This window comes from Paenibacillus sp. XY044 (assembly GCF_002257645.1).
In the GTDB taxonomy this organism is placed as follows: domain Bacteria; phylum Bacillota; class Bacilli; order Paenibacillales; family Paenibacillaceae; genus Paenibacillus_AQ.
This window is the reverse complement of the sequence record NZ_NQMO01000001.1, coordinates 150,965-177,765: the sequence shown is the minus strand read 5'-3', so window position 1 is coordinate 177,765 and position 26,801 is coordinate 150,965. Positions and strand designations below refer to the sequence as shown.

The 26,801-nt window shown below is 53.5% G+C and carries 30 protein-coding genes; 6 read left to right on the top strand and 24 right to left on the bottom strand.

Annotated elements, in window-relative coordinates:
• Positions 1-50: 50 nt before the first annotated feature.
• The 7 genes from fabG to CJP46_RS00800 form a co-directional block, all read right to left on the bottom strand.
• Complete coding sequence (fabG, locus tag CJP46_RS00830) at positions 51-800, bottom strand: 3-oxoacyl-ACP reductase FabG (protein ID WP_094593725.1); 750 nt, start codon at positions 798-800, stop codon at positions 51-53.
• A 45-nt stretch (positions 801-845) separates the two neighbouring features.
• Positions 846-1,784 carry an ACP S-malonyltransferase gene (fabD, locus tag CJP46_RS00825; protein ID WP_094593724.1) on the bottom strand — a complete coding sequence of 313 codons (939 nt, stop codon included), beginning with the start codon at positions 1,782-1,784 and terminating at the stop codon, positions 846-848.
• Between the two features lie 128 nt (positions 1,785-1,912).
• Entirely contained in the window at positions 1,913-2,902 is a 990-nt protein-coding gene (locus CJP46_RS00820; protein ID WP_143812902.1) for a beta-ketoacyl-ACP synthase III, read from the bottom strand.
• Between the two features lie 11 nt (positions 2,903-2,913).
• Positions 2,914-3,912 carry a phosphate acyltransferase PlsX gene (plsX, locus tag CJP46_RS00815; protein ID WP_094593722.1) on the bottom strand — a complete coding sequence of 333 codons (999 nt, stop codon included), beginning with the start codon at positions 3,910-3,912 and terminating at the stop codon, positions 2,914-2,916.
• Positions 3,896-4,492, bottom strand: a complete 597-nt coding sequence (gene fapR, locus CJP46_RS00810; RefSeq protein ID WP_094593721.1) for a transcription factor FapR — start codon at positions 4,490-4,492, stop codon at positions 3,896-3,898. The genes plsX and fapR overlap by 17 nt, the downstream gene beginning before the upstream one ends.
• Positions 4,493-4,719: 227 nt before the next feature.
• Positions 4,720-4,893, bottom strand: a complete 174-nt coding sequence (gene rpmF / locus CJP46_RS00805) for a 50S ribosomal protein L32 (RefSeq protein WP_036645943.1) — start codon at positions 4,891-4,893, stop codon at positions 4,720-4,722.
• A gap of 62 nt (positions 4,894-4,955) precedes the next feature.
• Positions 4,956-5,465 (bottom strand): YceD family protein, encoded by a 510-nt coding sequence (locus CJP46_RS00800; protein WP_094593720.1) that lies wholly within the window; start codon positions 5,463-5,465, stop codon positions 4,956-4,958.
• 177 nt (positions 5,466-5,642) lie between these two features.
• Between CJP46_RS00800 and CJP46_RS00795 the strand changes: the two genes are divergently transcribed.
• On the top strand, positions 5,643-6,875 hold the full coding sequence (locus CJP46_RS00795) for a nucleotidyltransferase (RefSeq protein WP_094593719.1): 1,233 nt from the start codon (positions 5,643-5,645) through the stop codon (positions 6,873-6,875).
• On the opposite strand, the gene CJP46_RS00790 is transcribed toward CJP46_RS00795, so the two are convergent.
• A complete protein-coding gene (locus tag CJP46_RS00790; RefSeq protein ID WP_094595004.1) occupies positions 6,865-7,905 on the bottom strand; it encodes a SepM family pheromone-processing serine protease in 1,041 nt (346 codons plus the stop codon). The two genes, CJP46_RS00795 and CJP46_RS00790, sit on opposite strands and share 11 nt — an antisense overlap.
• Positions 7,906-8,007: 102 nt before the next feature.
• Between CJP46_RS00790 and CJP46_RS00785 the strand changes: the two genes are divergently transcribed.
• The gene (locus tag CJP46_RS00785; RefSeq protein ID WP_094593718.1) at positions 8,008-9,237 is read left to right on the top strand and encodes a nucleoside recognition domain-containing protein; all 1,230 of its coding nucleotides are present in this window, start codon (positions 8,008-8,010) and stop codon (positions 9,235-9,237) included.
• Here the strand turns inward: CJP46_RS00785 and coaD are convergent.
• The 3 genes from coaD to CJP46_RS00770 all read right to left on the bottom strand — a co-directional run bounded on the left by coaD (position 9,234) and on the right by CJP46_RS00770 (position 11,175).
• Positions 9,234-9,728 (bottom strand): pantetheine-phosphate adenylyltransferase, encoded by a 495-nt coding sequence (coaD, locus tag CJP46_RS00780; RefSeq protein ID WP_094593717.1) that lies wholly within the window; start codon positions 9,726-9,728, stop codon positions 9,234-9,236. The genes CJP46_RS00785 and coaD overlap by 4 nt on opposite strands.
• On the bottom strand, positions 9,721-10,326 hold the full coding sequence (gene rsmD / locus CJP46_RS00775; RefSeq protein ID WP_094593716.1) for a 16S rRNA (guanine(966)-N(2))-methyltransferase RsmD: 606 nt from the start codon (positions 10,324-10,326) through the stop codon (positions 9,721-9,723). Before rsmD ends, coaD begins: the two co-directional genes overlap by 8 nt.
• 495 nt (positions 10,327-10,821) lie before the next feature.
• Positions 10,822-11,175: a WGxxGxxG family protein gene (locus tag CJP46_RS00770; RefSeq protein ID WP_094593715.1), complete on the bottom strand. Its 354-nt coding sequence runs from the start codon at positions 11,173-11,175 to the stop codon at positions 10,822-10,824.
• A 524-nt stretch (positions 11,176-11,699) separates the two neighbouring features.
• On the opposite strand from CJP46_RS00770, the gene CJP46_RS00765 reads away from it, so the two are divergent.
• Entirely contained in the window at positions 11,700-12,026 is a 327-nt protein-coding gene (locus tag CJP46_RS00765; RefSeq protein WP_094593714.1) for an SPW repeat protein, read from the top strand.
• A 225-nt stretch (positions 12,027-12,251) separates the two neighbouring features.
• Here the strand turns inward: CJP46_RS00765 and CJP46_RS00760 are convergent, their stop codons facing one another.
• The 7 genes from CJP46_RS00760 to CJP46_RS00735 form a co-directional block, all read right to left on the bottom strand.
• Complete coding sequence (locus CJP46_RS00760) at positions 12,252-12,491, bottom strand: hypothetical protein (RefSeq protein ID WP_094593713.1); 240 nt, start codon at positions 12,489-12,491, stop codon at positions 12,252-12,254.
• Positions 12,492-12,645: 154 nt separating this feature from the next.
• A complete protein-coding gene (locus CJP46_RS36820; protein WP_218831019.1) occupies positions 12,646-12,759 on the bottom strand; it encodes a YjcZ family sporulation protein in 114 nt (37 codons plus the stop codon).
• Between the two features lie 117 nt (positions 12,760-12,876).
• Complete coding sequence (locus tag CJP46_RS00755) at positions 12,877-13,689, bottom strand: glycoside hydrolase family 25 protein (RefSeq protein ID WP_179280981.1); 813 nt, start codon at positions 13,687-13,689, stop codon at positions 12,877-12,879.
• 184 nt (positions 13,690-13,873) lie between these two features.
• A complete protein-coding gene (locus CJP46_RS00750) occupies positions 13,874-14,122 on the bottom strand; it encodes a helix-turn-helix domain-containing protein (RefSeq protein WP_094593711.1) in 249 nt (82 codons plus the stop codon).
• 54 nt (positions 14,123-14,176) lie between these two features.
• Positions 14,177-14,830: an SGNH/GDSL hydrolase family protein gene (locus tag CJP46_RS00745; RefSeq protein ID WP_094593710.1), complete on the bottom strand. Its 654-nt coding sequence runs from the start codon at positions 14,828-14,830 to the stop codon at positions 14,177-14,179.
• Positions 14,831-14,958: 128 nt separating this feature from the next.
• Positions 14,959-15,549: an HD domain-containing protein gene (locus CJP46_RS00740; RefSeq protein WP_094593709.1), complete on the bottom strand. Its 591-nt coding sequence runs from the start codon at positions 15,547-15,549 to the stop codon at positions 14,959-14,961.
• Positions 15,550-15,624: 75 nt separating this feature from the next.
• Positions 15,625-17,295, bottom strand: coding sequence for a glycoside hydrolase family 13 protein (locus CJP46_RS00735; RefSeq protein WP_094593708.1), 1,671 nt, complete (start codon positions 17,293-17,295; stop codon positions 15,625-15,627).
• Positions 17,296-17,538: 243 nt separating this feature from the next.
• On the opposite strand from CJP46_RS00735, the gene CJP46_RS00725 reads away from it, so the two are divergent.
• The 3 genes from CJP46_RS00725 (at position 17,539) to CJP46_RS00715 (ending at position 20,783) form a co-directional block, all read left to right on the top strand.
• Positions 17,539-17,964, top strand: a complete 426-nt coding sequence (locus tag CJP46_RS00725; RefSeq protein ID WP_094593706.1) for a hypothetical protein — start codon at positions 17,539-17,541, stop codon at positions 17,962-17,964.
• Between the two features lie 113 nt (positions 17,965-18,077).
• Entirely contained in the window at positions 18,078-20,063 is a 1,986-nt protein-coding gene (locus tag CJP46_RS00720) for a GTP-binding protein (protein WP_094593705.1), read from the top strand.
• A 51-nt stretch (positions 20,064-20,114) separates the two neighbouring features.
• Entirely contained in the window at positions 20,115-20,783 is a 669-nt protein-coding gene (locus CJP46_RS00715; RefSeq protein ID WP_094593704.1) for a tetratricopeptide repeat protein, read from the top strand.
• Positions 20,784-21,186: 403 nt separating this feature from the next.
• Here the strand turns inward: CJP46_RS00715 and CJP46_RS00710 are convergent, their stop codons facing one another.
• From CJP46_RS00710 to CJP46_RS00685, 6 genes are all read right to left on the bottom strand, one after another.
• Positions 21,187-21,819: an SGNH/GDSL hydrolase family protein gene (locus tag CJP46_RS00710; protein WP_306431034.1), complete on the bottom strand. Its 633-nt coding sequence runs from the start codon at positions 21,817-21,819 to the stop codon at positions 21,187-21,189.
• A 128-nt stretch (positions 21,820-21,947) separates the two neighbouring features.
• On the bottom strand, positions 21,948-24,212 hold the full coding sequence (locus tag CJP46_RS00705) for a carboxypeptidase-like regulatory domain-containing protein (protein ID WP_094593702.1): 2,265 nt from the start codon (positions 24,210-24,212) through the stop codon (positions 21,948-21,950).
• The gene (locus CJP46_RS00700; RefSeq protein WP_094593701.1) at positions 24,190-24,540 is read right to left on the bottom strand and encodes a hypothetical protein; all 351 of its coding nucleotides are present in this window, start codon (positions 24,538-24,540) and stop codon (positions 24,190-24,192) included. The genes CJP46_RS00705 and CJP46_RS00700 overlap by 23 nt, the downstream gene beginning before the upstream one ends.
• Positions 24,512-25,174 carry an RNA polymerase sigma factor gene (locus CJP46_RS00695; protein WP_256992141.1) on the bottom strand — a complete coding sequence of 221 codons (663 nt, stop codon included), beginning with the start codon at positions 25,172-25,174 and terminating at the stop codon, positions 24,512-24,514. Before CJP46_RS00695 ends, CJP46_RS00700 begins: the two co-directional genes overlap by 29 nt.
• A 72-nt stretch (positions 25,175-25,246) precedes the next feature.
• Positions 25,247-25,675, bottom strand: a complete 429-nt coding sequence (locus tag CJP46_RS00690; protein ID WP_094593700.1) for a GNAT family N-acetyltransferase — start codon at positions 25,673-25,675, stop codon at positions 25,247-25,249.
• Between the two features lie 404 nt (positions 25,676-26,079).
• On the bottom strand, positions 26,080-26,796 hold the full coding sequence (locus CJP46_RS00685) for a class I SAM-dependent methyltransferase (RefSeq protein ID WP_094593699.1): 717 nt from the start codon (positions 26,794-26,796) through the stop codon (positions 26,080-26,082).
• Positions 26,797-26,801 lie beyond the last annotated feature (5 nt).

Below are 26,801 nucleotides of genomic sequence, written 5' to 3'. Positions count from 1 at the left end.
TAGAAGCAAATGAAAACGGTTATCTCGCTGTTTTTCCTAGATTTGCTGTATTACATGTACATGCCGCCATCCACATGAAGCGTCTGCCCTGTCATGTAGGATGCCCCTTCCGTCGCTAGGAAAACCACGACTTTGGCAATTTCTTCAGGCTGTCCGAGGCGGGAGAGCGGAATGTCTTCCAGCATCTTCGCCCGAAGGTCCTCAGGCAGCTCGCGTGTCATATCGGTATCGATAAAACCTGGAGCGACACAGTTTACAGTGATGCCGCGCGAGGCAAGCTCACGCGCAGACGATTTGGTTAGGCCAATTACCCCCGCTTTGGCGGCGACGTAATTGGCCTGCCCGGCGTTGCCCAGAACGCCGACGACCGAAGAAATGTTGATGATCCGGCCGTAACGCTGCTTCATCATCGGGCGGCTGACCGCCTTCAAGCAGTTGAACACGCCCTTCAGATTCGTTTCGATCACCTGATCGAATTCTTCTTCTTTCATCCGCATCAGCAAATTATCTCGGGTAATCCCTGCATTATTTACCAAAATATCGATCTTACCCCAGGCTGCAACGACCTCTTTAACGAGATCCTCTGCCTGTCCGCTTTTACCAACATTGCCTTGGACGGTGATCGCCTCCACGCCAAGCGCACGGATTTGCTCCGCGACCTCCTTGGCGGCGGCCTCGCTGCCCGAATAGTTGACGGCTACGTTCGCTCCGGCCTCGGCCAGTGCAATCGCGATGCTGCGGCCAATGCCGCGGGAACCGCCGGTAACGAGTGCTGTCTGTCCCTGTAAAGGTTTAGACATGCCCATTCCTCCTTTCCTAGAGTATACCCAAAGTTTATTGCGTAATCATTGTTCAAGACTGGCCTTGAGCGTCTCCAGGCTGTCCAGGCTGCTAACGTTAATCAGCTTGACGGATTTATCCGTCTTTTTGATCAAACCGGTCAGGACGTTTCCGGGCCCGATCTCGACAAACGTATGCACCCCTTGGGAAACGAGGTAGGTCACCGTATCCTCCCACAGCACGGGTGAGTATACCTGCTCCACCAGCAGCCCGCGGATGTCCCCGGCAGACGCTGCCGGACGCGCCGTCACGTTCGCGATTACCGGAATGGCCGGTTCGTTAAAGTGAAGCGGCTGCAGCTTCTCGCCCAGCTTCTCGGCAGCCGATTTCATCAGCGAAGAATGGAATGGTCCGCTCACTTCGAGCGGAATCGCTCTTTTTCCGCCGGCTTCCTTCACGCGCTCGCCTACAAGGGCGACGCCCTCCTTCGAGCCGGAGACGACGATCTGCCCCGGGCAGTTCAGGTTGGCCAGCTCCACGAGATGCCCTCCGGCCGTGATGCTGCGGCACAGCTCGGCCAGCGCTTCACGCTCAGCGCCGAGCACGGCGGCCATGGCCCCTTGTCCGCCCGGAAGCGCCTGCTCCATAAATTCGCCGCGCGCCCTTACCGTTCCTACCGCATCCTCGAAGCTCAGCACGCCGGAGGCCACCAGGGCGCTGTACTCGCCCAAGCTGTGTCCGGCGACAAAGTCAGGAGTGATGCCTTGTTCGCGAACGGTTTCAAACGCGGCAACGCTGGCAGTCAGCAGCGCCGGCTGCGTATTGAAAGTCTTCTTCAGCTCGCTGTCCGGCCCCTCAAAAATCATATTCGTCATCGGGAATCCCAGCACCTCGTCCGCACTCTCGAAAATACGGCGGGAAGCGGGAACCGCGTCATAGAAATCTTTACCCATTCCGACGGATTGGGCCCCTTGTCCGGGAAACACAAACGCAACCTTTCCCATTGCTCAGGCTCCTCTCGTATGCTTCTTGATGCAAAGCTTCTATTCTATTCGCTTGAATAAGCCCAATTCATAACTTACAAAGCGATCCATTCATAATTCAAATAAGATGAATGAGATGAATGAGATGATTACCAAATCAGCACGGATGCGCCCCAGGTCAATCCCCCGCCGAAGCCAACCATCAGCACGCAGTCGCCTTCCTTCATCCGGCCTTCCTCTGCTGCTTCTACCAGCGCGAGCGGAATGGAGGCCGCCGACGTATTGGCGTACTTATCCACGTTGATGACGCATTTATCCGGCGACAGATCCAGACGCTCCATGGCGGATTGAATAATGCGGATGTTCGCTTGGTGCGGCACGAACAGGTCAATGTCTTCCTTCGTCTTGCCGGCCTTGCGCAGCACGTCTTCCGTGGCCGTATTCATGACGCGGACCGCAAATTTGAACACTTCACGTCCGTTCATATAAATATAGTGCTTCTTGCCTTCGAGGGTCTCCTGCGACGCCGGCAGTCTGGAACCGCCTGCTTCCAGCTTCAGAAGGGTACCGCCGGCGCCCTCGGCTCCGAGGTCGAAGGACTGAAATCCCCGGCCTTCGGGAACTTCGCCCAGGATGACGGCTCCTGCGCCGTCCCCGAACAGCACGCAGGTGTTGCGGTCGGTATAGTCCGTAATCCGCGACAGCGTGTCCGCACCGATAACCAAAGCATTGTTATACATGCCGGTCTTGATAAAGTTGCTTGCCGTCGCCAGGCCGTAGACGAAGCCCGAGCAGGCAGCGGACAGATCGAATGCGGCAGCTTGCTTGGCGCCGAGCTTGTCCTGCAGTATGCAGGCCGTGGACGGAAAGAACGTATCCGGGGTGATGGTTGCGACAATGATCAGGTCCAGCTCTTCAGCCGACATCCCGGCGGACTCCAACGCCTTCAGGGCCGCTTCATAACACAGGTCCGAAGTCGCTTGTTCCGGAGAAGCGATATGCCGCTCGCGGATCCCGGTTCGAGAGACGATCCATTCGTCGTTCGTCTCTACCATCTTTTCCAGATCGCTGTTGGTTAATATTTTCTCAGGAACGTATTTGCCTGTGCCGATGATGCCTACTGAACGTAATTTTTCCATTCTCTTGTCACTCACTTCCCGCTGATTTCCTTGGATATACTCTCAACCAGTTGATTCTGCAGTGCAACGCGGGCCTGACGGACCGCATTTTTGATGGCGTTGCCATCAGCCGAGCCGTGGCTCTTGACGACGAGTCCGCTCAGACCGAGGAGCGGCGCTCCCCCATGCTCCTTATAATCCAGCTTGCCTTTCAAATTGCGCAGCTGGGGCATGAGCAGGGCGGCGCCAAGCTTGCTGCGCATATTCTGGCTGAACTGCTCCCGCAGCAGCTTGAACATCGCTCCGGCCGTACCTTCCACGGCCTTCAGCAAAATGTTGCCGGCAAATCCGTCGCACACGAGGACGTCGCAGTTCCCGATCATAATATCCCGGGCCTCCACGTTGCCAATGAAGTTGATCGGAAGCTCCTGCAGCAGCGGGAACGCCAGCTTGGTGAGCTCGTTCCCCTTCCCTGCTTCAGTGCCTACGTTCAGCAGGCCGACCCGGGGGTTCTTCACGCCCATAACCTTCTCGCGATAAAGGCTGCCCATCAACGCATACTGCGCCAAATGCTCAGGCTTAGCGTCCATATTCGCGCCAAGATCCAGAGCCAGGACGCCGGCTTCGTCAAGAGTCGGGATAATCGGGGCCAGAGCCGGACGCTCAATTCCTTCCATCCGTCCGACAACGAGCAGCCCGGTCGTCATCAAAGCTCCCGTATTGCCTGCCGAGATCATGGCTTCCGCCTGCTTCTCCTTCAGCATCCGTCCCGCCACGACCATGGAAGCATCCTTCTTGCGCCGGACGGCTTTGACCGGCTCATCCTCGGCTTCGATCACCTCACCCGCATGATGAACCGTCAAATTAGAGGGAATTGGCCCTCCGCTTTGCTTCAGAAGCGGCTGTAATCGCTGCTCGTCCCCGACAAGAATGATCTGCGTATCTTTCCATTCGGCGGCAGCGGCCAAAGCTCCTTCCACGTTGCATTCCGGCGCCTGGTCACCACCCATGGCATCAATGGCGATCCGCATACTGTACTCCTCCTTCACTGTTGTCCTCGCCCGTCGATCTGTATATCAGAAAGTTCCCCTGGAATACCATTTCCTCGCCCACATACGTGAACACCTCAACCTTGGCCTTGCCCTTCTGGCCGGGCATGGACCGGACGTAGGCTTTGGCGATGCATTTCTCTCCCAGATGAACCTGCCGCAAAAATCGGATGTCCGCCGATGCGGTCAAGGCGATCTCGTCGTTAATGAGAGCGACCGCCAGCGAGTTGGCCTGGGCGAACACATAGTGTCCGCGGGCGATATGGTTTCGGGAAAACACATGTTCCTCCCGGATTTCAAAAATGGAAATGCCGCTCTTATCCAGCTGCAAATCCACGACATCCCCGACAACCTCATCAAGCGACAAGGAGCGAACCTGATCATAGGAGTGTTCTGCCATCTGCTTCATACGTTCCCGCAGTTCCGGGATGCCTAACTCCATCCGGTCAAGCCGGATTGTCTGAATGCTGACCTTCAGCTCCCGCGTCAGTTCACGGTCAGTCACAAACGGGTTTTGTTCGATAATCTTCAAAAGCTGCTGATGTCGCTGCTTCTTAGGCAACCGTTCGATGTGAGGCACCTCCCTGTCATGTCTCGTCCGTCCATGAATGTGGAACACGAACAATCTATGAAGTTCGTCAATAGAATTCACAGGAAAAAAGAATCAATCCGGACAGTTTTCATTAGAACCTGGTACTAATGTAGTATAAAGCATGACGGGTCAAAAAGAAAGTGACAAAAAAAATAGCACCTCACCAAAGATGAAGTACTACTTGATTGTTTTTGGCATTACTGCGAAATGATTTCTCTTGATTTATACGTTCCGCACACTTTGCATACGTGGTGAGCAAGCTTCAATTCTCCGCATTGTTCACATTTCACCATGCCCGGCACTGCCAGTTTAAAGTGAGTACGACGCTTGTCACGACGTGTCTTGGACGTTCTCCGTTGAGGTACTGCCATGTTCCCACCTCCTTATTTCAATCAACCGGTTTCCCGTAGGTCCCGGAGGAATGCATTCATGCTCATTTGAAAAAGTCTTTTAGCGCTGCAAGCCGTGGGTCTACTACTTCATTGTTACAACTGCAGGCGCCTTCGTTCAAGTCTCTTCCGCACGTAGGGCACAGGCCTTTGCAGGATTCCTTGCACACCACGGTCATCGGAAGATTCAGGATAAAGGATTCCTCCACATAAGGGACGAGCTCCACAGTCTCGTTGTCCACATAAATGGTTTCATCGTCTTCGTCCTCAGCTTCCTCAGGCTGCTTCTTAAGCTTGAACTGCTCGTGGAATGGAATATCCAAATGTTCATGCACCGGTGTCAGACAGCGTGAACAGGACATGTCCAGCTGTACGGATAACTCGCCTTGAACATCCACTGTATCCGGACCGACATAAGAGGCTGTTAGTTCCGCCGTAAGCGGTCCATCCGCCTTCATGTCACCCAGTCCTTTAAGCAGCGGACTTACATCCACTTGCTGACGGAGCTGCAGCGGCTCGCTGCTGGCTGCCATTTTTCTAAATTGAAAGTGCATATACATCACTCCAAACAAACAAAAATTATTATACCGATTTCCAGGGAACTTTGTCAATAGTTTCACCTTGACCTTACGTTTCCCCCTTATTGTGACTGAATGCCATTCGTTTTATGATATATTTTATAACAGCCGTTAACCACGGGTGCCCAAAATGAAACGATGGAGCTGAAGACCATGTCCGCAGTCGGCCTGATTGTCGAATATAATCCTTTACATAACGGTCACGTCCACCATTATACCAGAGCCAAGGAAGTAACGGGTGCCGAGCAGGCTGTCGCGGTGCTGAGCGGACCGTTCCTTCAGCGGGGGGAACCGGGGATCGTCAGCAAATACGCCCGCGCCGAAATGGCGCTGGCCATGGGCGCCGACCTGGTGATCGAGCTGCCGGTCGCATATGCCGTTCAGCCCGCCGAATGGTTTGCCTACGGAGCGGTTGCGCTGCTGAACGCCACCGGCATCGTCGACAGCGTCTGCTTCGGAACCGAAAGCGGAACGCTGGAGCTGCTGCAGCCGCTGGCGCACATGCTGGCGCATGAGAGCGAAGAGCTTCAAGGCCATATCGCCCACTATTTGGGCCAAGGGATGAGCTATCCTTCCGCCTACGCGGCGGCCGCCGAATCTTTGGCGGGAAGCGCCGGCTGGAAGGAGGGTATTCTCCAGCTGCTCCATAAGCCGAACCATACGCTCGGCCTGCATTATTTGATCGCGCTTGAGCGCATTGGCAGCCGCATGCGCCCGTACACCATTCCGCGCATCCATGCGGAATATCACGACGAGGTGCCGGGGCATAAGGCGATAGCCAGCGCCACCGCTGTGCGCCGCATGCTGCTCGGCCCGTCCCCCGAAGAGGCCGCGCCGTACGTGCCGGCCTCCACGCTCGCCATTTTGAAGCGGGAATTTGCCGCCGGGCGCGGGCCGATCACCTGGGAGTCGTTCCGTCAGCCGCTTCTGCACCTGCTGCTCACCACGCCTCCGGAGCAGCTCGCAGCCCTGCACGAGGTGACGGAAGGGCTGGAGCACCGCCTGAGCAGGCTTCTCCCGGCACTGACTAGCGTCGGTGTGGCAGGGCTGCTCGCCGCTTTAAAGACGAAGCGCTATACCCATACAAAGCTGCAGCGGATGCTGGTGCACATTTTGCTTCGGCATACCAAGGAGCAGCTTGCTCCTGCGCGTCTTGCGGAGGGTCCCGGCTATTTAAGGGTCCTGGGATTTAATAAGGCGGGACAGGCCCTGCTCAAGCAAATGAAAAAGACGGCCTCCTTACCCGTGGTAATGAAGCCGTCCTCCTTCGTCCATGATCAGCTTGATCTGGACCTTCGGGCGGCGGCAGCGTATGCGAACGCGTACGCTGCGCCGTCGCCGGACGATTGGTACCGCGACTATATGCAGCCGCCGGTCATGATTTAGCCTTCAGCTGGTTCATATAGTCCATCGCCTGCTCGAGGGTGCTGACCTGAACCAGCTTCATTTTTGTTTTAATTTGATCGGCTTTGGCTTTCGCCTCGTTATAGTTATCCTTCGGCACGAAGAAAATGTCCGCCTTCTCCCGGTCCGCCGCGACAATCTTATGCTGAACGCCTCCGATCGCGCCAACGGTTCCATTCTTGTCAATCGTGCCTGTGCCCGCAACACGGTATCCCTTGGTCAGATCGCCAGGCGTCAGCTGGTTCACGATTTCCATCGAGAACATGAGGCCGGCGGACGGCCCTCCGATACGCGTATCCTTGAACTTGACCTGATGGCCCGGGTCCTTGGTCTTGACCGTCTGCATCGTAGCAATGGTCACACCGAGTCCGGCCCGGGTGGCTCCCGTTTTCTGATCCTTGATTGGAATCAGCTTCAGCTTCTCTTCCAGCGGTTTGCCGCTCCGAAGCAGCTTGACGGTGACTTCATCCCCGACGCTCTTCGTTTTCAAAATGTCCGCGAGCAGCGTATTATCGGTGACGGGTTTGCCGTTGATTTCCTCAATGCGGTCCCCGGGCTGGAAGTATTTGTTGTTCACCGAGTCGTCCGGCGTCGAAAACACAAACAAGTACTCGGGAACGATGCTAAACGGCACCTTGGCTTCCCTGTAAGCAGCCTCCATGGCGGAGGATTGGGAATCGCTCATCATGTAGACCTGCTCCGCCGCATATTCATCCTCGCTCAAGTCCCCGAGTCTTGCCTGCTTCTTGTCAACCTCATCGTTCGGATTGAACACGGACATGACGAGCATAGCGATATTGGCGTAACTCGCAGCCACCGTCGTCATCATGAAGGTCCCGCGCTCCTCCGTATCCCCCTTGGCGATCGACAGCATCGGCTTCACCTCGTTGGCGCTTCCCGGCTGATAAATAATATATGGCGTCGGCATATAAACACACACGTACACCATGACCGCCACCACGAAAATGTACAGCAGAAGGCGCATGCCCTCTCTTCTGCGCGGCCGGTTCATATTGTTGCCTTCTTTCATTCCCATCCCTGCTCCCTGGTCTTATGGTTGTCTTCCCCGCATAGATTGGGTACTAGCTATGTTTACTCTTAAGAGGTGAAAATCATGAAAAAAACGACGCATCGTCCTTCTCCCAAAGCCATGACGCTTATACTGGGAACGTGCGCGGCCGCCCTTGTGGCCGGAATCGTCAGTTCTCCCGCCCCCGCGTTTCAGGCTTCCCTTCAAGGTCTGAACCTGTGGTGGAAAATCGTATTTCCCGGGCTCCTGCCTTTTCTCGTCCTGTCGGAAATTCTGATTGCGTATGGCTGGGTGAACGCCCTCGGCGCCTTTCTGGAGCCGCTGATGAAGAAGCTGTTCCGGCTGCCCGGCACCGGCGGATGGGTCATGGCCATGGGGCTGACGACCGGTTTTCCGGGCGGAGCCCAGGCGGTTCAGCAGCTTCATGCCCAGGGCAGCCTTCAGCCCGAAGAAGCGGGCAGGCTCGCGGCCTTATCCCACTTTTGCAATCCGGTGATGATACTCGTTGTCGTCGCTACCGGTCTGATGCACGATCCGGTCATGGGATACGGCTTGATCGCCGTTCACTGGATCGCCGGCATCCTGGCCTATATGACGGTCCAGCGGCGCGGTAAAGCGAAAGGGACCGACCCTGTGTCAGACAAGCCCCGTGAGCGGCTGAAAGGCAGACCTGCCTCCTTGTTCTCCCGCGTGCTTCATGCTGCGGAAGAAGCCCGCGCCAAAGACGGGCGCAGCTTCGGCCGGCTGCTGGGCGATTCCGTCACGCATGCCGTTCAAGTGCTGATGATGATCGGCGGCTACATCATTATTTTCTCCGTTATCATTCAAATTGTCAGCAGGATCACGACCGCTAAGCTTTCGATCCCGGATTACGCGTTGTCCGGCCTGTTCGAGGTCCATTTGGGAGCACGGGACATCAGCGCCGCTGCGTTTGCTTCCGGTGCGCTGCAATGGTCCCTTCTTTCCGCTCTCCTCGGATTCAGCGGCATCAGCGCCCTGATGCAATCGATTTCCCTGATCCGGAAAACCGGCGCTCCGATTGCGCCCATGGTCTGGACCCGGATTCTTCACGGCGTGTATGGCTTTGCGCTTACATGGTTGTCCTGGGCTCCGCTCGCCGCTTTATCGGGCCGGATTCATCCCGTTTATTCCGATAGCGGCCTAGCTAGCGGCAGCCGTGACCCGGTAGAGGACTTCTGGCTGCTGATGCCGCAGGTGCTGAAATGGCAAGGACTCCTTCTCGCCTCCATTCTAGGCGCTTTGGTCGTCCTTTTGATCATCGTTCCCCGGCGCTCCCGAACGGTCCGGCGTTAAAATTTGCTGCGCAGCGCCTTCTCCACTTCCGGCGGAACCAGGTCTGTCACGTCTCCATGATAGGCGGCGATCTCTTTGACGATGCTTGAGCTGAGATAGGAGTACTTCGGATTTGTCATCATAAAAACGGTCTCCGCCTCCGGGTTCAGCTTATGATTGGTCGACGCCATCTGCATCTCATATTCAAAATCGGTGACGGAGCGGATGCCGCGCATAATGGCCTGGGCATTTTTTTGCCGCACATAGTTGGCCGTCAGGTCACGGAAGCTGTCCACTTCGATATTCGGGATATGCCCGGTCACCTGCCGGATCAAATCCATTCGTTCCTCCACCGTAAACAGCGGGTTTTTGCTCCGGTTGTTGAGCACGGCAACGATCAGCACGTCGAACTGCTTCGCGGCACGCTGGATAATGTCGAGATGCCCCATGGTTACCGGATCGAAGCTGCCCGGATATACGGCAATGCGCTGCTTGTTATTTGTTTCACTCATCTTGCCCCTCCTGCCGCGGATCATCATCTGTCGAATCCGCTGTATGGTCTTCGTATCTATAGATGGATACGGCCGTTTCACCGTACACCGCATGCCGGATGCATGTAAATGAGCCAAACTCGGCAGGGTATTCGTACCCCGACTCATGCTCGAGCACCACGACCGCGCGCTGCCGCAGCATTTGCTTGTCCTGCAGATGGAGCATGAGCTCGTCCCCGTTTTTCATCCGGTAAGGCGGATCCAGAAAAACAGCGTCAAGGACCAGCCCCCGCTTTTCCAAAGCTTTCAGCGCACGAACCGCATCGTTCCGGTACACTTCCGCCTGTCCCTCCAGCTTGGTCGCTTTGAGGTTCGCCCGGATCGTCTCTATGCTCTTTGGATCCATGTCAACGAGCACCGCCCGTTCCATCCCCCGGCTGAGCGCCTCGATCGCCAGTCCTCCGGTGCCCGCAAATAAATCGAGAACGGTCCCTCCGTCAAAATAAGGTCCGATCATGCTGAAAATCGCTTCTTTGACCTTGTCGGTCGTCGGCCGGGTACCCATGCCCGGAACCGCCTTCAGCGGCCTGCCCTTTGCGCTTCCCGAAACTACTCTCACTTGCTTTTCACCCATTCTATCGATGAAACCGCGGTTTCACTTGATCTTGTCCATATTCCGCTTTTTTCGCCATCCTTATGAGGTCAAATCGCGACCTAATATCGCGACGGATATCGAATTTTGCGGAATACGCAATTATGACGATATCGTACCACAATCCCCGCAAGTTTGAAAAATGGTGCTTTAGGGATTTCTCATCTTTTTTGGAAAAGCAATGTATAAAAAACCTGTGCCTGGGAATGCTTAAATTATCGACATCAAACGAATGTCGTAGACAACCGCGGAGTAAGCTTACGTTTCCCCATAAGCTCTTCGTCCGGTTTCTCCTCTCCCATGAGGGCGTCCCGCAAGGGGCGCCCAATTTTATTTGACCCAAAGCGCTTATGAATTCCCTTATGGACCTTGACTGCATGTCCATATATTTAAAAAGCACCCCACAGACATATGAATCTGCAAGGGTGCTTATTATCGATAACATGTGAATCTGAAACGCGCTTAAGAATGCTCCCGGTTTCTGCCGCGAAGTCCAATCAATCCAAGCAGACCCAGAAGTCCAAGCCATCCCCAACCTGTGTTGTTGGTGGTGGTTGCTGCGTTGGCACGGATGCCGTTCGTCGTGTACCCGTTGGTACCGTAGGTGCCGTAAGTATTGTTCATACCGTTGGTGCCATAGGTTCCGTTCGTGCTGTTGGTACCATAGGTACCTGTCGTGTTGTATGTTCCTGTAGTTCCCGTCGTTCCGGTTGTTCCATTGACTGTACCGGTGCCATGACCATACGCGAAAGCGGGTACGGAGACACTCATGGAAATACAGGCTGTAAGCAGAGCTGCAGCGATACGCTTCTTCATCGTTTTCACCTCCAGTTATAAGACTTCAATCGTAAGTTTCCCAAATGGGATATCCCCTATGCAGTGTGCAGCCACTCATCTATTTCATCACAAGGAATCTTTTGGTGTTTTTATTGTTGGCAAAAAAAATGACCCTGCCACAGCGCTAGGCCGTCAGGGTCCATTCCGTACTATATATCAAAGGGGGTTATATATATAAATATACAAACCAATTGTGAATGAAACATTAAAACAGCATTATGCCAATATTAATTTTTGATGTCTGTTTGGTTACTGGTTCTGCGCCCATTTCACAGGGCATCTATCACGATTTTCGCCTTCCGGCATACGCTGTTTCCATATTTGAGAATGGGAGGCGTTAGAATGTCTTTTAATACCGGATAGGAACGCGCCCGCAAGCGACCGGTTTCTAATGCTCTGCTGACTGCCGGATGTTAATTTAGGCCGCAGGTCATGATCTGGAATTATTTGCATATGATTTTTACGTATCCTGATGTTGGCAATTTATAACCGGAGGTGTGTGTATGAAGCTCAGAAGCGTAGACAACACGATCGTCGCTCTGATTGGCATTTGGTTTATTATCGCTCCCTGGATTTTCGGATTCTCTGACGACAACGGCGCGTTGTGGACCAGCGTCATTATCGGTGCCGTGCAGCTGATTGCCTCTTTGTGGGCGTTCTCCAGTTCGGGTTGGGGCTCCTGGCAAAATTGGATTTCGCTTCTCGCCGGAGTTTGGTTCATCGTATTCCCTTTCGTTTATTCCGTAGATACAAGTGCATTATGGACCAGTATTATTCTTGGTGCCGTAACGGTGCTTCTCAATTTGATCACGATGGGCGCCAAGGAATAAGCACGAAGCAGGAATGGCGCCTATCAGCCGCATATTCGCAAGCGGAGTACGATAAGCAAGTTATCTTTTCTTCACTCTAAAAAATAGAAGCCAGATCAGCCAACACCAGGCACCATAAGCAATCGCTGCAGCCCAGAGCATTGTAAAGCGCAGGCTTGTCCCATCTAAGCGGGAAAACCTGCGCTTTTTCTTTTTCCGGAACAATCTCCTGAAAAATCCGGACAGTCACGGACGATATTTCTTTTCACTAGAGGATGAATCCTTGGTATGCTCTTTATCCTGCTCATCCTTCATATTTTCAGTTAAATCTTCCACGGGGATCGGATCCACGTTGCGTTCGCTTTCGTAGCGGTCGAACAAGCTTTTTCGGTCGGTGGCATACTGCTCCGGATGGTCCATGCCGGCATGCCTTTCGTTTTCATCACGATTCACAGGCTCCTGCCGATCCTTATACTCCTTCTCCATATTTCATCACCTCTTGGAGTACAAATACCCGGTCACCTGAAAATGAATCATGCGCACTAAAAAGAGGATGTGCAGAAGTTTACAGCCTGAAGAGAATCACCTGTCTCCGGCCTAATGCCAAACACAGGTGAGCAAAGTTTTATTTCTGTTGACGTTATATCCAGAAAGAACGGGTAATGATGACCAACAAAATAAAGAGGACCAGAATTGCACCTGTAGATGCGAAAGGATTTACGCCGTAGCCATAACCTCCAACGACTCCGCTCATTTCATTCCCTCCCTCCGGTTTTCATACTCTTAGGGTATGAAAGCCCGCTCCCGATGGTCTGGTCAAAGACCTATTTTTAAGGCGGGCCGACGCCTATTTTATTGGACGGTTACACCATCAGGGTTGCTTCTTGCCCGAGACATTCTGGGTGTATTTGAGCAGAATGCTGCCCAGCGTCCCGATATCGATCGGATCTTCGGCTTTCCAGTCGGGACTGATTCCCACCTGGTCGATGAGCCATTGTCTTCCCGACTCCTTCCATTGCGGAGTTCCTGTGCCGGTGTTTGGAGTCTGGTTGCTGTATGCTGCCATTATTTCCGCCTCGCTTCCTTTATACTCGTTCAGGTCGACGTCGCCGCTGATTCCCGGCACTTTGCCCTTGTTCGTATACTGGATAAATTCCCAGGCTTTCCAGCCTCCCTTGTCGGCGGGCGTGCCGCTGCTGAAATAGGCATACCACAGCGGGTAAACACCAAGCGACGAATCCAGATAAGAATCGATAAAGCTTGGAAACGTATAGATCATCAAAGTTCTGCCAGTCCGCTGCTTGAACAGGGTTCCCCAGGTGTTCACGATCTGGCTGATCCGCGCCTTGGTCTGGCCTTCCTTCGTTTCGATATCCAACACAAACGGCAGTTTAAACGCAGGCAGCCCCCCGGCACTTTCGATCACCTGAAGGAAATGATCCAATTCGTTCTTGACATCGTCCGGTGTGGCCGCGCGGGTAAAATGGTACGCCCCGACGAGAAGTCCCGCGGATCTGGCGTCCTGCGCGTTGGCCCGAAAGCGGTCGTCGACGATCCGGGATCCCTCCGTTGCTTTAAGAAAAGCAAATGAATATCCCGCGCCGCGGACCTTCTTCCAATCGATGATGCCCTGCCAATGCGACACATCAATGCCTTTGGCGTGCGTTGCGCTCCGGCTTTGCACTGACAACACCTCCATTCGTATTCCCTATGCGGCATATATGGCTGGATGTAAGGTTATTGTATCCATATGTTATCCTTGCACAAACGTATGGACAATCTAGACCCATTTGCAAAATGTACTCCAGCCCGGCCTTTCTCGCAAAAAAAAAAGAAGCTCGTCGAATCAGAGCTTCTTCCCCGAAATTTTATTGCTGAACCGATTCCGCCAAGGGTCGATCGGCTGTCAGCGTTTCCCTTGAGCGGCCTCGTTGATCCATGAGCCCGGATTCCCCGTGCTCGCGGTATTTCCTCATCCATACCTTTAACCGGCCGATGTCGGCGATGCCTAATGCGGCAGCCACTTCTTTCTTGGTCATCCCTTGAAGACGCATATGTACGGCCTTCCGTTTAGTATCCAGGCTGTATGAGCTAAAAACTTGCCCCTTTTTGGCCATCCGTATCACCTCAACCTATTTATCGGAAGGCAGGGCTACTTTTTCAATATTAAATTACCAGCTGAAGCCGACCCCTTTCAAAAATTCCCTGGCCAGCGTCATATGCCCGCGGGATCCCGGGTGAACTCGGTCCCAGTTCGTGGCCAGCGAAGACAGGTAGACATGCTCCGACAAGGCATCGAAAGCGGCCTGCGTGTCGACGTAGATGGCGTCGAATTCCGCGGCGACTTTTTGGACGACAGCGCCATACACGTCCATCGTAGCACGCATCGGATCGTTCACGTTCGGATCGAGGTAGTACGGAGTCATCAAGACGAGTCCCTTCAGCTTTGGCCGTGTTGCCTCAACTAGTTCCCGCAAGGTCGCTTCATATTCGTCCAAATACACATGCTGATCCGGATTCTGCGGGCGATCGAATTGACGCCACACATCGTTGGTTCCGATCATGATCGAGAGCCAGTCCGGCTTCAGGTCAAGCACGTCGCTCTCCCAGCGGTTCTTCAAATGGCGGACGGTATCCCCGCCGATCCCCGTATTCAGCACACGGATGTTGAGCTGCGGGTATACTGCGCTCAGCAGCGCGTCGACCTGTGCAACGTAGCCGCTGCCCAGTTGGCCGAAGCCGCCTTCCCCAACCGGCCGGACGCGGCCGCAATCCGTAATGGAATCTCCAATAAAGAGTAATGTATCATTTTGGCTCAGCTTCATCGCTTTAGTCCCTCTCCTTTTTGCGTTCAGGCAAGTGATATGTAGATAGCAGTTCGCTTAGCAGTTACTACCATTCTATCACAATGGCAGAGACCGTCTATACCGAAAAATCCCTTATTCTTTCAGCATCAGGAGCGGAGATATCCCTGTTTGACCGCGTCGTCGATCAAGTGTTGAACCAGCGAATACAGGTCCGGAAGATCCTCCTGTAAAAAAACGATCCGTGCTAGGACACGGTCCGCGGAAACTCCATGTTCCTGCCACGCTTTTCCCCCGGTAAAGTAATTGTGAAGCAGCGGCTGGATCCGGTCCATGGCTGCCGCATAACGCGATTCCAACGTTTCCCGCTGCTCGAATTCGAGCCACAGGGCCAGCATTTCATCCCGCTGATCCACGGGCAGAAGGCCGAAAATCCGCTTGGCCGCGACCATTTCCCGCTCGAATTTCCCTTCCTGGCCCTGCTCGTCATAAGCAAAGGTGTCCCCTGCGTCGATTTCAACCAAATCGTGCACGAGCAGCATTTTCATTACCCGAAGCAGGTTTACCTTCCGCTGATCCAAATGCTCCTCGAGCAGCCAGGCCATGAGCGTAATATGCCAGGTGTGCTCCGCATCATTTTCGTGCCGGGATTTGTCCATCAGGTATGACTGGCGGTAAATCGTCTTCAGCTTGTCGATTTCCCTGATAAATTCGATCTGCCGGTTCAAACGTTCATTCATGGCTAACTAACCTCCTATATGTTAGCACGAACATATCATATCCTGCAGCCGATGACAAAACGGGCACTAACTTGTTCAAGGGGAGATCCGGTAAACTCTTGCTTCATAAGGCCGCAGCCGGCCGGATTCCATTCCCTCTTCGGGATAGTTGGCGATGATCAGCTCCCGCTTCATGCCGACGTACCCGCCGCCCAGGTCAAAAACCACAGCCGACTCTGAGAAATTCAAAGCGACGAGCCAAATCATCTCGTCCAAAGTACGGGTATACGCATATATTTGCTCATGATCTTCCAGCAGGAGCCGGTAATCCCCGTACACCATCACGGGATTCTGCTTACGCAATGCGATCAGCCGCTGATAATAACGGAAAACCGAATCCGGATCGCTCATCGCCGCTTCCGCATTGATTTCCAGGTAATTGGGATTGACCTGGATCCACGGCGTGCCTGTCGTAAACCCGGCATTGGGCCCGGCGCTCCACTGCATCGGGGTTCTCGCATTGTCCCTTCCCTTGGTATGGATAGCTTCGATAATGGTTCCCGGATCCGCATTTCCCTGCGTGACCCGTTCCTCGTACATGTTTAGAATTTCAATGTCCCGATAGTCATCGATGCTGGAAAATTTGATATTCGTCATGCCCAGCTCCTCACCCTGATAAACGTAAGGCGTGCCTTTAAGGGTGTGCAGCAGGGTGGCCAGCATTTTGGCCGACTCAGCCCGGTATTTCCCGTCATTGCCAAACCTCGACACCATCCGAGGCTGGTCATGATTGTTGAGATACAAGCTGTTCCACCCGTCTTCCGCCAGGCCGGTCTGCCATTTATGCAGCACGTCACGCAGCTTCTGCAGCGTCCAAGGGACCACGGTCCATTTGTCACCGTCCCCTGCATCGACGTCCATGTGCTCAAATTGAAACACCATTTGCAATTCCCGTCTGTCTGTTCCGGTATATTTCAGGGCTTCATCCACCGAGACGCCCGGTGTCTCTCCAACCGTCATCACATCGTATTTCGACAGCACCTGCTCGTTCATCTCCCGCAAATACTCATGCACATGCAGCCCGTTCATAAAATAGGGGCTGCCGTCCCGAAGTCCAGCCTCCCCGTCGTCCGGAAGTCCCGGCGCCTTGGAAATCAGGTTAATGACGTCCATGCGGAAGCCATCCACCCCTTTATCCAGCCAAAAGGCCATCATATCGTACACCGAATGCCGGAGCTTCGGGTTGTCCCAATTCAGATCGGGCTGTTTCTTTGAAAACAGGTGTAAATAATACTCACCGGTCGTTTCGTCATACTTCCAGGCAGAGCCGCTGAAAAAGGACCTCCAGTTGTTCGGCGGTCTATTCTCGTCTTTGCCGGGGTGCCAGATGTAATATTCGCGATAGGGGTTGTCCCGGGATGAACGGGATTCCGCAAACCAGGCATGCTCATCCGAGGAATGGTTAACCACTAGATCCATAAGCAATTTCATTCCGCGCACGTGCAGGCCATCCAGCAGCTGCGTCCAATCGTGCATCGTACCAAATTCGTCCATAATGTCGAAGTAATCGCTGATATCGTAACCGTTATCGTCGTTCGGCGACTTGTAGACCGGAGAGAGCCATATGATGTCCACCCCCAGTTCCTGCAAATAATCCAGCTTCGACACGATTCCTTGAATATCGCCGACCCCGTCGCCGTTGCTGTCTTTAAAGCTGCGTGGATAGATCTGATAAACGACGGCTTCTTTCCACCATAGGCGTTCCATCTTTCGTCATCCTCCCAATTTGCGTTTATACCCCCATTGCCTTTTTCACGTTAACGGTAGGGGAATTCCATCCTTTTATGCTTACCCCAACCAGCGCGGACTATAACGAACGAACACAGCGTATAAACCTTTATTTTGCCGAAATTCATATGGAACAATTTAACAAAAGGGTTTATAGTACGATAGGGGTCTGCCTTATTAATAAGAAGTTCTATACGGACAGCAGCGAAAGGCGGTACAAAAATGGATTCATTGTTTAAAAAATTCAGCTTATGGATCGCTGCCGTCCTGTTAATGGTGGCGGCAGGGGCCACCCCTACTACAGCGGCGGCCGATTCCGGTTGGAATGTCAAGCTGGTGAGCGCTCAACTGGTTGAGAATGAACATGTCGGCAATGAATGGTATTTCAAGGCATCGGTAAACGGCAAGGAAGTGAAGGAAGACGGCTCCGTTACGCTCAAAAACGTGAGTTCGATCAACCTGTACGCCTATGCCGAAGAACAGGACAAGGTTCCCGATCGATCCGAGGCCAAAAAAACGGTTAAAGTCAGTACGCTGACAAAGAAAACTCAGCTCGTGGAGATGAAGGTGACGGTCACGGAAAACCGGGGCAGATACTCGGGGAACCAGGCCGTATGGAAATTCACCTTTCAAATTTCGAAAAAGTAATCCACTAGCTCGTACGGAGCCGATGGATTCGCAAGGAAAAAAACAGCGGTCCGTTTCCCCATGCTATAATAGAGTCACTATAATTCGAAGCATACGGGGTGTCATCAAGCGCTATGACGAATAAAGAAACGAGAAATATCGGCATTTTTGCCCATATTGATGCAGGTAAAACGACCACGACCGAGCATATGCTCTTTGAAAGCGGCACGATCCGCACGCTGGGCAGCGTGGATCAAGGAACGGCGCTGACCGATTCCCTCGAAGTCGAGCGGGAGCGGGGCATCTCCGTGCGTGCCGCGGCGACCACGCTCCAGTGGAATGGCATACATATCAATGTAATCGACACGCCGGGCCACGTCGATTTTCTATCCGAGGTGGAGCGGTCGATGCGCGTCATGGATGGAGCCATCCTCATCGTATCCGCCGCCGAGGGCGTTCAATCCCAGACGGAAACGGTGTGGCACGCGCTCAGATCCTTAAACATCCCGACGTTAATTTACGTGAATAAAATGGACCGGACCGGCGTATCGGCCGCGGCTGTCCTGGATGAAATCAAACGGCTTCTCTCCCCTCATGCCGTCCCGCTCCAAATTCCAGTAGGCGAAGCGGAGAATTTCGCTGGCATGCATCCCATTCTGGACCCGGTCAAGGATGGGGATCCGGAACGTACGGAGTATGTGCAGTTGGTGGAGGCTTGCGCAGATCTCGATGAAGATCTGCTCCTCCGGGTCATTGAAGGAGAGCCGATTTCACCGGAAGAGCTCCGGAGCATGCTCGTCCGGCTGACTCGGCAGGCCCGATTGTTCCCTGTACTCTTCGGCTCATCGCAGAAGGGAATCGGCATCCGGGAGCTGCTGGATCATGCGGTGGCGTATCTGCCCGGGCCAACCGGCGACAGCGAAGGCGAGCTGGCGGGCGTCGTGTTCAAAATCGAGCGGGACAAAACGATGGGACGCACCGCCTACGTCCGGCTCTATAACGGCATCCTAAAAAACAGGGACGCCGTTCGTAATCTGACGCAGGACGTGCAGGAGAAGGTGACCCAAATCCGGAAAATGGACGGACGTAAATTCGCGGATCTGGGGGAGCTGCATGCCGGGGATATCGCCGCGGTATACGGCCTGTCCCAATCGAAGATCGGCGATATTCTGGGCAGCAGCAAGCGCATCCCCCCTTCCCCTTCCATCGCGGTGCCATTGCTAACCGTTCAGGTGCAGGCCGAAGAAGAAGCGCGCTACCAGGACCTGGTGGAGGCGCTTCAGGAGCTGACGGATGAGGATCCGCTGCTCGATCTGCAGTGGCTGCCGAACGAGCGGGAGCTTCATCTTAAAGTGATGGGCTCCATTCAGCTCGAAATTTTGTCTAACCAGTTGGAGAGCCGCTTCGGCCTGAAGGTCCGGTTCGGCCAGCCTTCCGTTATTTATAAGGAAACGCCGAGCCGGATCGGCGAAGGCTTTATCGCTTATACGATGCCCAAGCCTTGCTGGGCCGTGCTCCGGTTCACGATTGAACCGCTCCCCCGCGGGAGCGGTCTCGTATACAGCGCACGGGTACGGAGCGAAGATTTGCTGACGAGCTACCAGAACGAGGTGGAGCGGCGCGTGCCGGAGGCACTGCAGCAGGGGCTTCTCGGATGGGAGGTCACGGACCTTAGGGTAACCCTGGTTGAAGGTGAACATCATGTGTGGCATACGCACCCGCTCGATTTTGTCGTCGCCACCCCGATGGGCATCATGAACGGCTTGGCCGCGACGGGCACGACCTTGCTGGAGCCGATGCTTCGGTTTCGGATCACCACCTCCGAGGAATACGGGGGCAAGATCCTCAGCGACCTGGTGCAGATGCGCGCGGAATTTGAACCGCCCTCCATCCTGCACGGACGCTTTATGGTCGAAGGCATGATCCCGGCGGCAACGTCGCTCGAATTTCCGGTGAAGCTCCGGTCCATGACCGGCGGCCGCGGCGTGATGGCGTCCTCTTTTGCCGGATATCAGGAAGCCCCGCAGGATACCGTCGCCACCCGTCAGAGACGGGGCGTAAATCCGCTGGATCAATCGAAATACATTCTAAGCGTACGCAGCGCACTGTCAAGCCAATAGCCCAAGGCTGCTCCTGCAGCCTAGCCCGGCTTTTTTGATAAAGGAGGCTTTATGTTTATTAAACTCGCCTTGTTTTTTATATTGGCCCGGCTTCTCGGAAACCCCTTCCTGGCCATTATTGTCCTGTTGGTCATCGTCTATTTGCTGGACCGAAAATTTGTCGGTATTTTCCCCAGCGTGACCAAACCTTTTAAACGGATGAGCCGGATCTCCAAGCTGAGATCCCACGTGACGATGAGCCCCAGCGACGTCTCCTCCAAGCATGAGCTCGCCCGCCTGCTGATCGAACGAAAAAAGTATGCCGAAGCGCTCAAACTGCTGGAATCCATCGAAACCCAATCCGAGGAGTCCGCCGAATATTGGGATGACCTCGGAACCGTCAAGCTCAAGCTTGGACGCACCCAGGAGGGCGAGCAGCACATTCTGCGCGCGCTTGAGCTGAACCCCCGGGTCAAATACGGTCGCCCCTATCTGAGGCTGGCGGATATTTATAAGAACACCGACCAGGCCAAAGCCGTGAGCTATGTGCAGGAGTTTCAGCAGATCCAAACTTCCTCCTGTGAAGGGTATTATTTGCTCGGGATGATGTACAAATCCCTGGGCCGGACCCAGGATGCCAAAGCGGCTTTTCAGGAGTCGATCGATCTGTACCGGGCACTGCCCAAGTACAAAAAACGCCAGGAACGGAAGTGGGCGGTCCTCAGCATGCTTCGCAAGTAAGCGTGCGCGGCGGCGGCATTCACCGTGCATCGCAGATAGGTGCGGGAAGCTGCGGTCTTTGGGCGTAAACCTACTAAGAGGTGCGGGAAGCTACGACCTATGGGCGTGTTTTGGGCCGCATAAACCCAACCTATGAGTGAAATAAAAAAACAGACCCGGCAAAACGGGTCTGTTTTTTTGCGCCTCATTGATCGAGTGGCTGGTGCAGATCACCATCAGGTGCAGATCCAATCCTGTCGGTCGAATAAGTGCAGTAGTGCATCTAATTGTGCTCAATTGGCTGACCTCATCGAAATAAATGTAATTACTACAGCTAATATCGCGGAAAAGTACATATTTAGATGAAAATAGATGTACGTTTGCAGCTATTTTTGAACATATGCTGAAGTTTAACGCGGGTTGCTTAAGCCAAAGGGCGGTATCCCAACGCGTTAAGCTGCTCCGCGATCACCCGATACCCCTTGCCGTTTGGATGCAGGTGGTCAATCGACAGCAGTTCCCTCTCCCTTCCCTGAAAAGAGCCGTAAATGTTGGCGACGCCCAGGTTTCCGCCGGTGAATCCGTTTAAAAAACGGTTGTACTGCTGTACCCAGTAACCTGCCTCCTCAACCAGCGGGTACGGGTTGTACAAGCCTACGACGCGGATAATGTACGGACTCTGGCCCCCGCCTTTTAATTGGTTGATCGTGCGAAGAATCCCGGACACATTCGTTTTGCACTGGCTCAGCGCTTGGTTAAAATGCTGGGAAGCCTTCGAGCCGAACGGTGCGCTTTTGGCTGCACGGATCAGATCGTTGCCCCCAATGGAGATCGTAATGATCTCTGCTTGCTTGATCGCCTGCCGTATCGCGCCATTCCGGTTTACGTGATCGTATAGGCCTGACGTCGTCAAACCGTTCACGCCAAAATTTTCGTGGGCTACAAAAGCTCTTACATGCTGTTCCGCCAGTCCCCGATACACTGGAACAAAACCGTTTCCCGGCAAGGCTCCAAACCCGACGGTCAATGAATCCCCTATCGCGGTGTATGAATACACCAAAGCCTTCGCCCCCCTTCTGACTCATAAGCTGTATACTGCAGTATATGTAACCGGGCCGGGGTGCGAAACGGGACCATGCGCGGGATTTTAGGTTTTCCGGGAAATAAGGCTAATAACTTTTCATGTCATTCGTTGTTCAGCAGGGCTTGAATAAATGCAATCATCGCCGGGTAGGGGTGATCCTTCTTCCGCAGCCACGCGCCCAGCAGCTCCTGTTGGTCCTGTACGTACCATCCAAGATACTTGTATAGAGCTTTGTCATAATCAGGATCGGAAGCCGCCTCCTTTTCCATATCGTCCACCATTCGCTCCCAATCATTTGACTCGTTTGAAGCAAGGTCCGGGTACAAAAGGGCTAATTGCTTAGTCGTTTTAAAGGAATGCTCACGGTACAGGCTCAGGGCAAGGTACTGCCCGACCCTTCGATGCGTAGGGTCTTTCTCCATCGACTCAGCCAATAATGCCTCTGCCTGAGTCAGATTTCCCTGTTTCATCATCGCCATCCCATGGGTCGACAGATCGGTATACCACGATTCTCCAGCCGCTGTTTCTTCATAAAGTTTGAAATAGGTATTGTACTCCTGCCAATCTTTTTTCTTATAATACTCATCCGTTAGTCTTGACAAATACCCGGGGGTCGGATGAAGCCGGACCATTTCCTTCAAATATGCCTCTTGCTGTTTTTCGGCGTTTTCTTGGTTGAAGGAAGCCGATGGGTTGGCGCGGTGTTCGGATACTTGTGCATCGATCAAGACAATCAGCATATGAAGACTGTGTGCATCGGCCGGATTTTCCTTATATGCCTGCTGATACTGTTTCATGGCCTGGTCCAGATTTCCCCCGAGGAGCACGCGGTCCGCCGTCGTCAGTTCTCTTTCCTTCAGATAAAAGAAAGGCAGGTTTCCGATCTTATCGCTCCCCACACGATATCCGTCACTTCGGGTCAGCAAATGACCATCCTTGTCATATGCATTTACAGTCCAGAAAAAGCGGTTATCCGGGTTGGAAAATCCGAGCAGGGACAACGGATCCGTTATCATCTTCCCGTCCTGGTCTGAATAGGAAGAAACACCACCGATCAGGTGATAGAGCTCCTCTGTCCTCACCGTTATTCGGGTCGTTTCAATCTTGGACTTTACCGGCTGGCTGAACGAACCGGAATGAATCCGCACCCCCAGGTTCACATCGTAATAATCGGCCTTCGGAACCGGCTCCCAAGCAAAGGTAATGCTATCATCCCGGACCGTCTTCTGGTTAACGGGAGATACCAATTCCAGCAGCGGCTGCAAAACGCAATCCCGGGAAATATCCTGAAGTCCGACATGGACCCAATCATTGGATTCCGTTGGCCAAGTCCATCCGCTGATCTGATCCAATTCGAGACCCAAATACAGCTGGTAACTTCCGGGAAGCACCCCTTTAAACGAATATTCCCCCTTCTCATTGGTCATCGTTTGGTACGGTTCGTCCTGCTGCAGGCTTCCCTGCAGCTGGTCCCGCGTCCGCAAAAAAACGCCCGCATAGGCGATCGGCGAACCATCGCTTCGCTTCAGCGTACCGGATACTTCCGGCAGCCGGTCCGAGCTTGATTCGGCAAGCTCTTGTAGTCCTTGCTTCAGCAGCTTCGGCTGGGCGGAGTTTACCGCCGATTGTTGTCCAGCTCCTTGGACCGAAGATTCCGCCTGTTTTTTTGTCTCCATTACATATTTCTGGATACTTTCATTTCCGCCCAAATATTTGGCCTGGAGCCAGCTGAACTTCTCTTCCATGATGGCATCTTGATTTTGCTTAAAATGGCGGGATAAGTCGGCACTAATCTGCCGAAAAAGTTCCATTTCTCCATGATCTGCCGCGACCTCGGCTTCTCTCAGCTTCACCCTCTGTGCGGCATACAGCTGTGTAGCAGGCAGCCGTTCTTCGGCACGTTTCAGGAGCTCGATCGCCTTTTCCCATTGGCCCGCTCCATCATAATAGTAAGACAGAAGTACAGCCGCCCCGGCCAAATCAAGGTTAGCTGGCCCAGACTCCACATATGCCTCTAAATAGGGGAACTTTTCATTCAGGGGGATCGGGGGCGTCTGCTCCTCTCCCTCAACCGTTACAGAGCTCCATTCCGAAGTCCCGGGCCCGACATACACGTCATAGCTGTTTGTTAACTCAGCCCCCTCTCTGCCGATCAGGTAATCGCGAATAAACGCCCATTTTTGTTCATCCTTCGATTCCCGAATCCGCTGAAAAACCTCTTGTTTGCTTAGAGTGCCCCCCGTCGCCTGATCAACAATGGGGAAGTTAGGGCTTTGGCGGGAAAAGGCCATCAAACTCCCCATCACAAGCAAGAGTAAGACGGCAGCGGACAAAATCAAGTGCTTAACTTTTATGGTCGCCTTCATGTCCATTCACCTTCCGCTCATATTCGTCTTTCCAGTAATAGCTTCCGCCTTCCTCGATCAGTTCATGGCGATGCTGCGGGGACCCGACTGGATGGATTTTAGGCTGGTCGACCACATGATATACGAACGCTGCAGCCAGAAGGAACAACGAGGCTGTTCCCAGCGGCACTAGCGGCAGTTCCAGTTCTTTATTCAAAAAAGCCCGCACCCGATCTCTCCAACTCCGGGGATGGGTCGCTCTCAACACTTCCGCAGCTTGGGTAAAATGAATTTCGGACAACTCCTGCTCCAAAGCCTGTTTAATCAAAAGCTGTTCTTGTTTCGGCATCAGGCTCCTCCTGTTCCAGCATTTGCTGTAATTGTTGGCGTCCGCGGGCTAATCGGGCCTTGACGGTATTTTCGCTAAGCTGCAGGGAACCGGCAATTTCGGACACGCTCATCTCGTTAAAATAGTAAAGCGTAATGCTCTCGCGGTAAATGTATTTCAGCTTGTGAATGGCTTGGCTCAGCCCCTCGTTTCTCCACTTTGTTAGCAGCTTCTCTTCCGGGCCGGGGATGGGCTGCCCGCCTATCATTTCCTCAATCCGCGGTGAGGGCGAAAAGCGGCCCCATGACCAGGCTCGCTGCTTCATTCTGCATCGGTTCACGACAATCCGGATCAGCCAACTTTTCAATTTGCCCTCATCCTGAAGCTGATTGATATGCCGAAAGGCTTGAATAAAACTGTCCTGAACCGCTTCCTCGGCATCATATCTGTCACGGAGCAGAAGAAATGCCGTTCGCAGCATCTCGTCACCGAATTGACGCATAATCCATTGAAGTGCCGCTTCATCTTTTTGCTTCAGTCTTCCGATTACGTCCAGAACGGCTACCTCCCCTCTACTATAAAGATGCATCCAAACCGGTTCAGGTTGCATAAAAAAGGAAAAATGTAAGTTAAACGTCTGTCGCAGTACACTCAAGGTACCTTCTTATAACGTCAAAAAACCGGTCCCTTCCGGGACCGGCTCCAATAGTTTAACCGGTATATAGTTTCACTCTTCTTCCTCTTCAACCTCGTATACGCAGCGGAAGCGTTCAACTCCCGGGAACAATTCACCCAAGCTGTGCACCTCGAATCCGATGCTCCGGTAAAAGTCAACTGCCTCCTCATCCGTCTCCGCTACGACTCGCGCGGGCTTTTCCTGCGCCAGGACCTCCAGGATCATGCCCCGTCCGTACCCAAGCCCCCGGTTTTCCGGGATGACCGCAATATGGCGGATCAACAAGGTATCGTCCATCTTCTCGAAGCCGACCAATCCGACTAAAATTTCTCCATCTTCGAAACCGTACAGCTGCCAAGCGTCGTTTGTTTCGTACTGCTGGATTGCCTGCTCAATCGACCGGTCATCAGGAAAAACCGCATAGGAGATGAGCTCCATCGTTTCCGGTTTGCGTATGTAATTCTTAATATTTAACAGCATGGGTTCTGCCTCCTGTAAGTTCACATTCACTGCCCTATCATGACAAAAAAGAATTCTGTTCCGTTACTGTACCTTGTCTACGTGTAAATTTCAACCGGATTGAAAAGTGCGGAGCGACTCTAATCAGAAGAACATCAAGCTGACGACCTCAGTCGGAACACTCGCCTGCTTCTTCATGCATCGCTCGAATCAGAACAGTATCATTTCCTTCCACACTGCCATGACAAATTTAAGCGAAAAAATAGCCCCGGTAGCCAGGGGGCCGTCGTGGGGCTTAATAGATCTTCTTAGATCTCTTGGATCATATTGGGCTTTCTTGGATCTTTTTAGATCTTCTTAAATATTAGCAGGCCATCCGCTATCCGAGCGGCGACATGAAGTTCAAAGCTGCACGCTCGCCGATTCTAGCGGATTTTCTGTGCGGCAAACGTGATCAGGGAACAGCGGAAGTCGATGCTGCGCCCATCCTTCACTTCCTCGATGCTTTGCGGTACCACCTGTTCGATCAAAATGTTCCACTCCCGGTAGTGCCGCTGAAGCAGCTTCATGGTGTCCTGCTGCGCCAAATTGAGCTCAATCAATCCCTTCCGGATCTCCCCGGTCACCCGGTCGACTTCCTCTACGTCCGTGCTCATCGTGATACAGTGGATTCCGCCGACCCGCGTTCCACGTTTCATCTGATCCAGCACCTTTTCCAGGGCGCTACGGGATGACGTATGCTCGAGTGCAGAGCATGCAATGATGTAATCGTAAGTATCCGCCTCGATGAGGTAATGCTCCACATCGGCTGCTTCAGATTCGACAAGCTCCTGCAAGTCAAATTCCGCCGCATTTTTCTTGAGCTTGGCAGCGGCATCCTCCAAAAGATCCACTCCGATCACCCGGCTCCGGGTTCCCCGCAAACGCTCGGCGACCGGGATCGTATTGCGTCCAATGCCGCAGCCGAGATCCAGCACCTGCGCATCCCGCCGATGCTGGAGCAGCCGTTCCAGCATTTCCATCACGACCGCCCCCGGTTGGGCCATCCAGGTCCCCTGTTCAAACAGATCGTTATCTTCATAAAAGCGCTGGTGATACTCCGCTTCCGAAGCTCTCGCTTCTTCAAAATGCTCCTTTGTCATATGCC

What these genes read in the sequence shown, in the direction of transcription:
- fabG (WP_094593725.1), bottom strand. Translation starts at nt 800, where the DNA reads ATGTCTAAACCTTTACAGGGACAGACAGCACTCGTTACCGGCGGTTCC.
- fabD (WP_094593724.1), bottom strand. Translation starts at nt 1,784, where the DNA reads ATGGGAAAGGTTGCGTTTGTGTTTCCCGGACAAGGGGCCCAATCCGTC.
- CJP46_RS00820 (WP_143812902.1), bottom strand. Translation starts at nt 2,902, where the DNA reads ATGGAAAAATTACGTTCAGTAGGCATCATCGGCACAGGCAAATACGTT.
- plsX (WP_094593722.1), bottom strand. Translation starts at nt 3,912, where the DNA reads ATGCGGATCGCCATTGATGCCATGGGTGGTGACCAGGCGCCGGAATGC.
- rpmF (WP_036645943.1), bottom strand. Translation starts at nt 4,893, where the DNA reads ATGGCAGTACCTCAACGGAGAACGTCCAAGACACGTCGTGACAAGCGT.
- CJP46_RS00800 (WP_094593720.1), bottom strand. Translation starts at nt 5,465, where the DNA reads ATGCACTTTCAATTTAGAAAAATGGCAGCCAGCAGCGAGCCGCTGCAG.
- CJP46_RS00795 (WP_094593719.1), top strand. Translation starts at nt 5,643, where the DNA reads ATGTCCGCAGTCGGCCTGATTGTCGAATATAATCCTTTACATAACGGT.
- CJP46_RS00790 (WP_094595004.1), bottom strand. Translation starts at nt 7,905, where the DNA reads ATGAACCGGCCGCGCAGAAGAGAGGGCATGCGCCTTCTGCTGTACATT.
- CJP46_RS00785 (WP_094593718.1), top strand. Translation starts at nt 8,008, where the DNA reads ATGAAAAAAACGACGCATCGTCCTTCTCCCAAAGCCATGACGCTTATA.
- coaD (WP_094593717.1), bottom strand. Translation starts at nt 9,728, where the DNA reads ATGAGTGAAACAAATAACAAGCAGCGCATTGCCGTATATCCGGGCAGC.
- CJP46_RS00770 (WP_094593715.1), bottom strand. Translation starts at nt 11,175, where the DNA reads ATGAAGAAGCGTATCGCTGCAGCTCTGCTTACAGCCTGTATTTCCATG.
- CJP46_RS00765 (WP_094593714.1), top strand. Translation starts at nt 11,700, where the DNA reads ATGAAGCTCAGAAGCGTAGACAACACGATCGTCGCTCTGATTGGCATT.
- CJP46_RS00760 (WP_094593713.1), bottom strand. Translation starts at nt 12,491, where the DNA reads ATGGAGAAGGAGTATAAGGATCGGCAGGAGCCTGTGAATCGTGATGAA.
- CJP46_RS36820 (WP_218831019.1), bottom strand. Translation starts at nt 12,759, where the DNA reads ATGAGCGGAGTCGTTGGAGGTTATGGCTACGGCGTAAATCCTTTCGCA.
- CJP46_RS00750 (WP_094593711.1), bottom strand. Translation starts at nt 14,122, where the DNA reads ATGGCCAAAAAGGGGCAAGTTTTTAGCTCATACAGCCTGGATACTAAA.
- CJP46_RS00745 (WP_094593710.1), bottom strand. Translation starts at nt 14,830, where the DNA reads ATGAAGCTGAGCCAAAATGATACATTACTCTTTATTGGAGATTCCATT.
- CJP46_RS00740 (WP_094593709.1), bottom strand. Translation starts at nt 15,549, where the DNA reads ATGAATGAACGTTTGAACCGGCAGATCGAATTTATCAGGGAAATCGAC.
- CJP46_RS00735 (WP_094593708.1), bottom strand. Translation starts at nt 17,295, where the DNA reads ATGGAACGCCTATGGTGGAAAGAAGCCGTCGTTTATCAGATCTATCCA.
- CJP46_RS00725 (WP_094593706.1), top strand. Translation starts at nt 17,539, where the DNA reads ATGGATTCATTGTTTAAAAAATTCAGCTTATGGATCGCTGCCGTCCTG.
- CJP46_RS00720 (WP_094593705.1), top strand. Translation starts at nt 18,078, where the DNA reads ATGACGAATAAAGAAACGAGAAATATCGGCATTTTTGCCCATATTGAT.
- CJP46_RS00715 (WP_094593704.1), top strand. Translation starts at nt 20,115, where the DNA reads ATGTTTATTAAACTCGCCTTGTTTTTTATATTGGCCCGGCTTCTCGGA.
- CJP46_RS00705 (WP_094593702.1), bottom strand. Translation starts at nt 24,212, where the DNA reads ATGAAGGCGACCATAAAAGTTAAGCACTTGATTTTGTCCGCTGCCGTC.
- CJP46_RS00700 (WP_094593701.1), bottom strand. Translation starts at nt 24,540, where the DNA reads ATGCCGAAACAAGAACAGCTTTTGATTAAACAGGCTTTGGAGCAGGAG.
- CJP46_RS00690 (WP_094593700.1), bottom strand. Translation starts at nt 25,675, where the DNA reads ATGCTGTTAAATATTAAGAATTACATACGCAAACCGGAAACGATGGAG.
- CJP46_RS00685 (WP_094593699.1), bottom strand. Translation starts at nt 26,796, where the DNA reads ATGACAAAGGAGCATTTTGAAGAAGCGAGAGCTTCGGAAGCGGAGTAT.